Source organism: Mycoplasmopsis mucosicanis, assembly GCF_006546935.1.
Taxonomy (GTDB): Bacteria; Bacillota_I; Bacilli_A; order Mycoplasmatales; family Metamycoplasmataceae; genus Mycoplasmopsis; species Mycoplasmopsis mucosicanis.
In genome coordinates, this window is the sequence record NZ_SMDN01000004.1 from 16233 (window position 1) to 28873 (window position 12641).

Sequence of the window (12641 nt, forward strand, 5' to 3'; positions counted from 1 at the left end):
AGTGTATTAAATAACTTAATTTTTCCCAATACACTCAAATATGAGTGTATAAGGAAAAATAGTAATTATTAAATCAATTAATAAACATTTGTGATATTATAAAAAAAGTTATTTCTTATAAGGAGGCCAAATGCAGAAACAAAAGAAAATAGGCTTATTTTTATCTATTGCAATGATTGTTGGATCTGTTGTTGGTATTGGTATTTTCTTTAAAAATCAATCTGTTTCTAAAGCAGTTAATGGTGATGGAATAAGTTGATTATTGGCCTGAATTATAGGAGGAATCATTTCAATAGCTGCTGCAATAAGTTTTATTGAAATAGGTTCATTTAAAAATACTAAATTAATTGGTCTAAGCAATTGAGTTTATAAGATAAGCAAAAACAAACATCTAGCATATCATTGTTCAGTTGCATATACTCTATTTTATTGAGGACTTTTAAATGCTGTTATTGGTATTTTTGCTTCAGAATCATTGTTTTTTTTCTTTGTGCTAATTAAAGCAGTTGATGCACAGAGCATAAAAATATGGATGCACGTGATAGTTGGTCTTTTATTGAGTACTGTGTTTATTGCGCTAAATGTTTTTTCATTGAAGGCGTCAGCAAATTTTCAAATAGTAATTACAGTAGTTAAATTTTTACCACTTCTTTTTGCATTAATCATTGGAATTGCTTTGCCTAATATCCATAATAATGAAGGCAAAAATGCGTTTTTTCAACACGCATTTTCACTCAAAGGTCTTATAGTTGCTTTGCCTGCAGTGTTGTTTTCTTATGATGCATTTTTAGTATCTTCATCAATATCGCAAAAGACCAAAAATCCACAAAAAACATTACCTAAAGCTATACTAGTTGGAATGATTTTAGTTGTAATTCTTTATTCTTTAATTGCTCTTTCATCAATTTTACATTCTAAAGGTGTTATTTCTGATTTGATTAATGATGTTTTGCCTAAAAAATACTCATCAAGTGTATCAGCAACAATAATTTTCTTTGTTTTTGCTTCTTCGCTAGGTGTTATTAATGGTCTTTCATCTGCATTTATTAGTGAACTTAAGGCCAATGTTGAAAATAATTTATTATTTGGCTCAAAAAAACTAAAAGAAAAAATCGGCCTTCAAGGTACGTTTATTATGTACTTAATATTTATTGAAATATTCTACTTTTTAATAATTATTGTACCTAGCATTGTCTTTAACACCGACATTTTTGTAGATGGTTTATCAAACTTTCCGACTGTATTCTTTTTTGCAATCTATGGAATTACAATTTTAATGTACCTAATTAAACGTAATAAGATTGAAGATAGCAAAAAAATAAATAGTGTATTGTTTTACACATCTGCAATTATTGCGGTTGTCGGTATTACTCTACTCGAACTTTCTTATCTATATTTCCAATTTGAAAACTTAATTATTAATCGCACAAATAACCCGTCTGGATGAGGAGTATTTTGAGATAATAATCAAGGTGCTTTAATAAAATTCTATGTTCCTTTTGTTTTGTATATGGTGTTATTTGCTTACTTTATGAGTATTCCTTGAATTAATTATGCTTTTGAAAAAGCAATATTTAAACGAGATATGATTAAAGATTTAGACCTTAATGAGGCTAATTCACATCATAATACTGTTTTATAAACACATCAATATATCTTAAAACCTTATTGAGGCTTTTTTTGTTTATTTTCAACATATATATATTTGTTAATTAACATACATAAAATTTCCCTAAACACTCATTTATGAGTACTTTTAGTAAAATTTGCATTTTGATGCACTCAACTCAACTTAATCTAATTAATGTATAATTTATTCGTCTAAAATAGTATATATTCAAGGAAGTTGAAATGAAGTACAAAAAATTATTAAGTTCACTAACTTTTATAACCTCATTACCATTTATTTGTGCAAGTTGTGTAGATTCATCTAAGTCAAAAAGCAATAATGGATCAGACGAAAAACAAGACACTATTCCTCAAAATCCACAACAAAATGAAGACAAAAATAGCAACAGCAATAAGTCTCACGATAACAATGGTCAAAATCCTCAACAAAATGAAGACAAAAATGGTAACAGCAATAAGTCTCACGATAACAATGCTCAAAATTCTCAGGAAAATGAAGACAAAAATAAGGTAACCCCCCCCCCAATAATGATCACAAAGATGGCATTATAAATAACGATGATTTTGTAAATAAACCTACCGAAGAAATACAAGGCAAAATAACGCATTTTGTTCGTCCACCATTTCTTGCTAAGTTTAAAATAAAATCAAACAATAAACAAATTTCAACATTTTTTGATCATTTAGATAGTCCTGCTAAAAAAGGTACTGAACCCGGGCCATCACAAGAATTAGTGGATTCTAACAATAAATTAACAAATCTTAATAAACAAGGCGCTCAAGAGGTTAGTGAATTTTTGGCACTTCCACAAGTTTTTAAATGAGCTAACAAGCAAACTGATTTCATTATTTTTGGCGGAGATACAAACATTAAAAATGAGAACTATTTTCTTGCTCGTAAATTTGTAAATAAAGATACAAACATTGAAAGTGTATTGGATTTAAGTGTTAATTTAGCCAACAAAAGAACATATAAAGAACAGTTCATCACCTCTTTAGGTACAAGGGGCAACTATACAAATCAATATGATAAAATGTTTTTTATTAATAATGATAAGCAGACATTTACACCACAAATAATTAAAAACGGACTTAAAGATTTTAAAATAGATATTTATAAAGCTTTTAGTTATTTTATAACTAAACAACAATTAAAAAATGCTAAAGGTTGATTACCTAAATATAATTCTCAAAAAGATAACCAAGTTGTTAGATCTCTAATTTCAGATCATGCTCCTGTTTTTACTGATATAAATTTAAATACAAATATTGATGCAACAAAAGTAGATGCTTCATTAAAAAGCACAATTTTCAAGATTGCTAAAGATGCAAAAACAATACGAGTAGCACACTGAAACATATTGAATTATGGTAAAAAAAATGACAAGGATGAAGCCAAAGCCTTGTCATTGGCTTCAATAATTTATAAAAGTGCTTTTGATATTGTTGGACTTACCGAAATAAATAATGGACGTGGTGAAAAAGTTCAATTAATTGTTGATGAGTTAAATAAATTGATTAAAGAGTCAAGATTTAAAGTAATTGTACAACTACAAAAAGACACAAAAATAAGAGAAGAATATCTAAATTCAGGTCGTTTTGGTAAAGGTCAACAAGAACAAGTTGCAATTATCTATGACTCTAAAAACTTTGATCTTATTAACTCCGCTAGCTTTACTTATCCAATTAAATATTGAGCATAAAGTTCAAGCATTAATTTCATAAACAAAAAGCAAAAAATGCTTTTTGTTTTTTGATCTGATATATAGAACATTTTGAACAAACTTAACTTAATTAATGCTAGCAATACTTTTATTGAATTGAGTAAATTGTTGTGTGCAACACAATGAAAAAAATACTCAAAAATGAGTACTTTTTGCAAAAAAATTATCTTTTTGCTAAAAAAAAAAAAAAAAAAACGGAATGTTTTGATAGAATTCAAAAAATTTAATATTAATAAATTATATATAAATCTATATATACATTATTTATTTAGAGGTCTCTATGAATTGAAAAAGTAAAAAAGTAATAAACACATTGTTAGCTTTGTCAACAGTTTCAGCAGCAGCATCTACTGGTCTTTTAGCTAGCTTTATTTCTCGCAAAAAATCTTCAAAAACATTGAATTTATTGAAGCAAATTAACGAAATGGATCAAAGCGTAAATTCAATTGCCGCGGAATTGGCTAATGATTTGTGATCAAAATCTAATTTAGACAATGCTAAAGAAATATCATCAAATGCTAAAGCACTCATTTCAAATAACAAAAACATCAAGGATGAAAGTGTTCAGCAAGCACTTAAAAAATTGGAACAAAGTGTAGCAAAACTTGATGAAGTCATTGCTCAAGCAAACAAAAAACAAAATCCAACAAAAGAAGAAGCGCTTGAACAACTTGAAAAATTAGATAACTCAAATCCTAAAAAACAACAAATCAAAGACCAAATTAACAAGCCAGATGCAACTACATCTGATCTTTCTAATGCAGTTAAACAAATTGATGAAGCTTTAGAACAAGCAAAAGAAAAAGCACACAAATCAATAAATCGAGTTACAGACAAAGAGCATTCTGATGCTTTAACTAAACAATTAGACAAAAAAGACAATACAGAAAAAGACTATCTAAACATTGAAGATCAAGTTAATAAATTAATTGAAAAAGCCAAAGAAAAAGCATTATCACACATCAATAAACTAAAAGATTCTGATGATAAAAAAGCGCTTTTAAAAGATTTAAACAAAAAAGATGTAACACAAAAAGAAATTGAAGAAATTACTCGTGATGCAATCAATATACTAAGTAAAATTAAACGTGATGCATCTAAAAAAGTTAGAGACATTCTCGACAATGATCCACGTGTTGAGCAAATGCTTAATCAAATTAATAATGCAGATAGCGACCAAAATACCATAGAACAAGTAGTTGAACAAGCTCAAAAAATTCTAGAAGATGCTAGAACCAAAAGTGTTGAACAAGCATCTAAAATTCAAGACAAAAAAGTAAAAAGCGCAATTGAAGAACAAATTAGTGATGCTGCAAGCTTAAGCCAACTTGATTTGATAAATGAAAAAATCAAATCAATTGATTCTTTAAAAGACTTAATAAATGAAAAAACTAAGCAAGAATTATTGAACAAAATTCTCAATTTAGACATAACAGACAAAGATTCTAAACAAAAACTAGAAGAAATTAATGCACAAATCAAGTCAATTAAAGATAATCAATTAGAACAAGGTGTAGAAGACATCATAAGCGAAATTAAGCTACTTGAATATCCAAGCAAAGCTAATTCTCAAGCAGTTAAAGACCTAGTTAAAAAAGTTGAACAAATAAAAAATGACGCTACTTTATCAAGTGCTCAAAAATATGAAAAAGCCAAAGAAGAAGTTGGCAAAATTTTGCCCACAATTAAACAAAAAATATCAAGTGCAAAAGAAAATATCGCAAAATTAAGTCCAAGTGCAACTAAAGAAGCTAATACTCAACTCGATAAAACATCACTTTTAGAGCGTAATAGTGCATTTCCAAATCAATCATTTGATGAATTAGATGAACTTGTTGAAAGACTATTGAAAAAAGACAAAGATGAGACCAAAGATAAAATTAGTGAAATAGGCGCAAATAAATTAAGCGATGAAGAGAAAAACAAACTCAAAGACTTAGTAGATAAAACTGATAATTGAGCGCAAATGCAAGACATAATTCGTCAAACAGAAATTGCAGTTGCTAAAAAAAACCTTGAAGCAAAAGCAAAATTATTACCTTATCCTGGTGGAAATGGTGTTCAAGCAATCAAAGACATCATTAAAGAAATTAATGATACTGTTGATAGTAAAGAAAAAGTTGATGAATTTGATTCAAGACTTAAAACTCTTGAATCAAAAATTAAGAGCGCTAGTGATTTAATTAATCAATTACCTTTAGACAAGCAAAAAGAACTTAACGATAAACTTAATAAAGCTTCTACACCTGAACAAATTGATGAAGTAATTAACGAAGCGATAGGCATTAAAAAAGCTCAAGAAATTAAAGAACTTAAAGATGCAATGGACAAAAACGTTGATACTCTTTCTTATCCAGATCCAAAAGCAAAAGCTAAAGAAGAAATTAAAGATTCTTATAAAGATATCAATGATCTTGAACAACTTAAGAAAATCCAAGATAATTTCAGTAATATTGAGAATAAAATTCTTGATGCAAAAAATGAGATTGCTAAATTACCTCAGTCTAAACAAGACGAATTAAACCGTCAACTTAATGAAGCTCATAAAGATGCTGATTTTGATGCTTTAAACAAAGCTATTGAACAAGCTAAAAATTCATACAAAAATGACTCTATACAAGAACTAAACAATCTCAAAGATTTAACACCTCAACAAAAAGAAGAAAATAAAAAATTAATTCAAGATGCTTTAGATGCTGATGAGATTCAAAGAATATTAGATAAAGCTAAACTATTAGAAAAAATTGAGCAACTTAAAAAAGTTATTACTCCTAACGAATATGCTTTAGCTGATGATCCTGATGTTAAAAAAGTTATTGATGAAACTATCAAAAAACTCAAAGAATCTATTGATGGAGTTCAAAAAGATAAAGTTACTGAAAAAGGTCAAGAACTTGACGATCTTAAAAACAAACTTTCTGGCTTGAAATCTCAAATTGAAGGACTTACTGACCAAGACGTTTTAGATGTTAAAAATACTAAAAAAGAACTAGCTAAACAATTGGCTAGTGATATTGATGATGCAGGCATCAAAAACACAGAACTTTACATCAAGAAAGCAAAATTACACAAAAAAGCTAGCGATTTAGCTTATCCAAATGGCAAAAATTCAGTTGCTATTACTACTCTAAACACAATGATAAATGAAGCAACACAGGATAATATTGCTAATGTTGAATCAACAATTGAGGGTCTACCTAAAAAGATTGAAGAAGCTAAGAAAGCTATCGAAGACGTTAAAGTTGCAGGAAATGACCAAGATGGTCAAAGACAAGCTGACCTTAATAATCAATTAAGTCGTGCTGTAAGTGATGATGATTTTGATCAATTGAAAAAAGATATTGAAAAAGCTAAGACATCAAGTGCTGAAGACTACAAAAATGATCTAAAACGTAGATTAATTGAACAAGTAGATAAATTAAATTATCCAAATTCGTCTAATGGAAAAACTGAAGCTAAAGATGCATTAAAAGCAAAAATTAATAAACTTGAAACAGAAAAACTTCGTTCATTTTCTTCTGAACTCGATGAAATTGGTAAAAAACTTGCAGAAGCAAGAGAAAAAATATCTAAATTATCTTCAAATAAACAAACTGAAGCTAATGATGAAACATCTAAGGTATTCGAATCTGAAAAATTCAAAGACTTATTCGACAAAATTGACAAATTAAAAACACAAGATAAAGTTGAAATTAATACTAAAATTGACCAATTGAATGAATTATCAGGTGAAGAGCGCACTAAACTCAAAAATGAAGTCAACACTGCTGACTCATATGAACAAATGCTTAGAATTCTTGAAAAAGCAAGAGATGAACACCTTAAAAATTTCATTGACAAGCTTCCTTATCCAACTAACAATGGACGTGCAAAACAAATCCTTAAAGCAGAAGTAATCGATACAAATAATGCTAATGATAATAGTTTTGACGCATACAAAAAACGTCTTAATGATCTTAAAACAGCAATCGAAGCAGTTAATAAACGTATCGATGAGTTGCCTTTCACTAAACCAGACACACACGGTCGAAGATTCTTGAAGGAAAAGTTGGACAATGCAACCACAGACTCAGAAGTTAATGAAATTGTTAAAGACGAACTTAAACAAAAAATTCAAAAATATAGAGATATTATTGAAAAACAAGGTGACTATCCAATTCCACAAACAAACCAACAAAAACTAAAAGAAGGTCGCCTTGATTGATTGCCTGACACTAATGAAGCAGATCTTAAAAAACAAATTTATGAAACAAAACGTCAATGATCAGCATTCCAAACAATTAATTTATTAGGTAATCTTGGTGAAGATAAAAAATCTGAATTAAAGGCAAAAATTCATGAATGAAGTGAATCAGATAATAACATTTCTCTAGACCAATTAGAACAAAAAATCAATGATATTGACAAAGTTATTCTTGAAGCAATTAAGGAAGATCTAAAGGCAAAAATTGATAAACAATTAGCTTATCCTGATCCTTCTTCAACTGAAGCAATGGATTCTAAAAATGCTCTTAAAGCCGAAGCAGATAAAGCAACAAATAGTCAACAAACAAATGCTCTTTATAAAAAATTAAATCAATTAAGACAAAAAATAAGTGACCTTAAATCAGCAGCAGCACCTATAGTTAATGCTCAAGAAAAATCTAAAGTTAATAAATTAATAGATGGACTTACAGATTTAAGTCAAGTTCCATCAATTGAATTAGAAATTCAAAGAGCACTTGGTAAAGATATTATTGACGGAATCAATAATTTAGATCAAGGTGAAAAAGATAAATTTAAGACGAAAATAGGTGTAGCCACTGACCAAGCTTCAATCAACAAAATTGTTGAAGAAGCAAGAAAACAAGCCAAATTCAATCTTAAGAAAAAGGATTTAAAAGTAATAATTGACCAAATTGAATATCCTAATAAAACCTCTAAAGAAGCGATGAAATCTATTGAGACTTTAAAAGCTGAAGTAGATGCTTTACCTAACGACCCTACAAAAATCAATGAATTAGACAAAAAAGTAAAAGATCTTCGTAGTATTGTTCAAACACTTAATGCAAAACTAGAAAATATTCCTTATGAAGAATCTAAACCTAAAGATGCACTAGCAAAACTTAAAACCAAGATAGATTCATTAACTGATCCTAAACAAGGTGCAAATATTGTTGATGATAAATATATTCACGCAATTGATGTATATAAAGGACTTATCAAACGTTATTTAGGTGCTGAAGGTTTTGCTTCTGGACAACATTTCTTTTCATATAATACTCATGAAAAAGATGAATTCTTAACTAAATTGAACAAAATGTTGCCTAATGGTTATGGTTCTAATGGTTACACGCAAGCTAATTTTGAAGCAGAGTTTTTGAGCAAACTTAAAGATCTAGCTAAACAAAAAGTTGATTCAATGAGTAATTTAAGCACTCAACAAAAACAAGCACACAAAAATAAAATTGACGCAGTTGCTAAACCAACAAATCCTGATCAATGACAACATGATGTATTTGAAAAAATTAAAGATTTAGTTGTTGCAGGATATCAAGAAAACTATTCAATTTTTATTGATTCACTTCCTTATCCAAGTGATTCAGAATTGCAAGCAGATGTTACGAAAACTAAAGAAGCACTAAAAGATCTTTACACTAAAAAATCATTGAATGGTGTTACTGATATAACAGCTCTTGAGTCAAAACTAAATGAACTTAAAACACTTGTAACTAATGTTAAAAACTCTATTGATGCAATAGATAAAAATCCAAATCAAAATAAAAGTGCAATTAAGAGTTTCAATAAAATATTTGCTAAAGCAGAAACTAATCAAAAACTTACAGCATTTAAACTACTTGTTGAAAACTATAAAACTATCACACAAAAATTCAATCAATTTGCACATTATGCAAGTGCGAATGGCAACGATGCTAAAGATCTAGCAGAAGCTAATAAAGCATTAGATAATTTAAAAAATGCTTTATGAGATAAATTAGCCTCATTAGTTGCAAGAAAAGACCAAGACAATTTAGGTCACATTATTGATGAAGCAATTGAACTATATAAAGAAACCAAAAAACTTAGTGGTGACATTTTAGCAGTAGTAAGTTTTCTTGAAGATGCTAAAACCAAGAACACAGTTGCAGAGCTTCAAGCAATTAAAAATAAAATTGCTCCTTTCAAAATAGAATTAGATAAGTTTTGAACAGGTGACAAAGGAAACCATTTAAGATCTCATCAAGACTGATTTAATTCCTTACCAAATGGTGTAACTGAAGATAAAGTTACTGACTTAAATCAATATAGATTTTTACCTTATAACTTATTAATTAAGAAAATAAGAACAAGACGTAGTGCTCAAGAGGTTAAACATATAGTTGATGTTGAAGTAGAATGATATAAAGCATTAATAGAATTTACTCGTAAATATAAAGATAATAGCAGCAAAAACATTCCAAACGATGTTAAAGACTCACTAAAACACAAAATACTTAACTTACCTGCTGGATTTACAAAAGAACAAATGGAGCGAATTACTAAATATTTAGGTAGTAGAACGCTTCAAGGTGATAAAGTGGTGTCAGGATTTTATGATGATGCTAAACATCTTTTAGAGTCTATTTCATCTAATGAAGTTGGTGGAAAAGAATCAAATAAAAAACACCTTAAAAAGTTGTTTGAAACCATTGGAACTAAAAATCCTCAACAACCAAATAACGACAATGTAACGGATAAAATTGATAGTTTTAGAGATCAAACAACTAAATTTATTGCTAAATTTAAAGAAGCAAAATCTAAATTTGATGAATTCAAAGCACAATACAGCAGTGATCCTAAAGTTAAAGAATTTCAAGACAAACTTGATAAGGTAGTTGTTGTAGTTTCGACTCTAAATGAACAAGGGGCTCAAAACCTTATTGATGAAATTATGGCTTATAAATCACAATTAGATAATAAAAAAGCAAACATCAAAAGAGCAATAGAAAGATTACCATATCCTAATGGTGGTCAAAGTAGTAAAACACAACTTAAAGCTAAAGTTGATAGTGCTAAATCTGAAAGTGAATTAGTTGCACTTGATAAACAAATAGGTACATTGAGTAAAAAAATTACTGACTTTGTTTCATCTTTATCTAATATTCCATACATTGAAGGTGATTCAAGTAAACCAAAAACTGCTATAGATAATATTAAGAGAGCGCTTGATCAAGCAACCTCAGTTAGTGATGTTGACAACATATTACCGCATAATTGAAGTTTAAGAATTAGAGAGTACAAAGATATTATTAATAGTAGTTTTGTGGATTCTTCAGTCAAAAACAATTTATTAACACGTCTAAATCAGACAGTACCTACAAAACTCGGTAATAATCAAGATTTTCCTTTTGGTAATTACAAAGAAAAAGATCTTAAAGCCGAAATTATTAAAGAATATAAAGCTAATGTGAAAAGCACTGTTCAACAATTGACTAACCTAAGAGATCACGACAAAAATAAATATAATGATATTATTAAAAGAATTGATGGTATTAAAGGTAATAAAGAGTGAGAAGCAATAGTAAGTGAAATTCAATTAATAAACACTATAGTTAATGAAGGTTTAAAAGCGAACTATGATTGATTTATAGATAATAATTTAAATTATCCATCCAAAAATACTCTAAAATCAAAAGTTGATGCAACAAAACAAAGAATTAAAAATGCTTTAACAAATAATATGACAATCCAAGATAAACAAAGGGTTGAGTCAACACTAAACCAAGCAGCAAGCAAAATTGCTACTTTAAAAGCAGAATTAGATAAAGTTAAAGGTGTAGGTGCAGGAAACCAAAAAGATAGATTTGAGGATGAATTTGCACAGACAGACCTTAATAATTTAGATGCGCTCATAAATAAAATTAGAAATTACAATAATATAGTTAAAGAATTAGACAAGATTAAAAACTATAATGACAAAAATGATTTAATCGGTGAACTTTCACAAGCAACAACAACACAACAAATGAATCAAATTGCTAAACGTGTGCAAGAAAGACTTAAAGAAATTCAACAAGCAAAACAAGAAGCTCTAAGAGATGTGAATGCAATACCTGAACAAGATAAAATATCTAGAGATATTAAGCAAGAATATCAAAAACAACTTCAAAATATTGATGATATAGGTCTTGATCAATTAAGAAAAATCTCTGAAGGTGCAAAATTAGAACCGTTAAGAAAAGAAGCAAGAGACTATGTTGACAAGTTATTAGGAACAGCAAATAATCCAAGTGAAAGTGAAAAACGTACTGAAATTATTAGACAACTAAATAGACCTGAGCAGTCTAATTCAAGACAAAAAATCAATGAGTTGAAACAAGAAGCTGATGAGGAATTCCAAAAACTTAAACAAAAAGCCATTAATAGAATTGAACAAGAGTTATTACATAATGCCGCATCTTATTTCCCTTCAACAAGCGGTGGTGGCAAAATTTGAGTATCAGCTGAAGATAACTACTACTTATGATATAAAGACGAAGTTGCTAAACAAAACAGTTATAATGGACTTGAAGAACTAGAAACTAATTTCTTGTTTGGAAGATATGCTGATTCTATTAGAATTAGAGCAGTTGCACACTCAATGATTGAATACCTAACAACTACCACATACATTAGAAATAGACATAATAGTGATGGTTCTATAGATAGATATGTTGAGTTTATTAAACAATATGTTGAACCTTTTACAACTTCTTTTGATATTAGGGATAATGACAAAGATCACGGATTTAATTTATTAGATTTTTGACGTTCATTGAACCTATATATCGAAAGAAATAATTCCACAGATTCATTTTCTGATAAAAACATTCGTGAAGACATTCAAAAAACCCTAAGTTTAGCAGCCCAAGTTGATGGTAGAAAAGGAGATGTACGAACTCCATCTTCAACATTAAGAGAATATATAGGCAAATCAGTTATTTCTAGACTTCTTGACTTAATTAAACAGAACTACAAATCAAATAGATACACTAAGAAGGAAGTTGTTGAACTTATTATTAAGTTATTTACATTAACAGCAACTGATGGTAGAGATAATACACGCAATAAAATATTAGCTCTCAAAAACGTCCCTGAATTTATTTCACTATTTGCTGAAGGACGTAGCAAAGGTATATTTAATGATGCTGAACTTTGAGGTTTTTCTGATAAGCCTGAAAAATTTAATTAACAACATTTCAAACACACACTAGTTGTGTGTTTTTATTTAATTTATTCGCTTTATTCATAGTGCATTTAATCATCATATCTCAATATATGACACTAAAG

General features: G+C 28.7%; 4 protein-coding genes. All 4 read left to right on the forward strand.

Annotated elements, in window-relative coordinates:
* The first annotated feature begins 130 nt into the window (after nt 1–130).
* The 4 genes from E1I18_RS01285 to E1I18_RS01300 all read left to right on the forward strand — a co-directional run bounded on the left by E1I18_RS01285 (nt 131) and on the right by E1I18_RS01300 (nt 12543).
* On the forward strand, nt 131–1642 hold the full coding sequence (locus tag E1I18_RS01285) for an APC family permease (RefSeq protein ID WP_141483803.1): 1512 nt from the start codon (nt 131–133) through the stop codon (nt 1640–1642).
* A gap of 209 nt (nt 1643–1851) precedes the next feature.
* Nucleotides 1852–2181 carry a variable surface lipoprotein gene (locus tag E1I18_RS01290; protein WP_141483804.1) on the forward strand — a complete coding sequence of 110 codons (330 nt, stop codon included), beginning with the start codon at nt 1852–1854 and terminating at the stop codon, nt 2179–2181.
* A 182-nt stretch (nt 2182–2363) separates the two neighbouring features.
* Entirely contained in the window at nt 2364–3332 is a 969-nt protein-coding gene (locus tag E1I18_RS01295) for an exonuclease/endonuclease/phosphatase family protein (protein ID WP_141483805.1), read from the forward strand.
* A 301-nt stretch (nt 3333–3633) separates the two neighbouring features.
* Complete coding sequence (locus E1I18_RS01300) at nt 3634–12543, forward strand: GA module-containing protein (protein ID WP_141483806.1); 8910 nt, start codon at nt 3634–3636, stop codon at nt 12541–12543.
* The last annotated feature ends 98 nt before the right edge of the window (nt 12544–12641 follow it).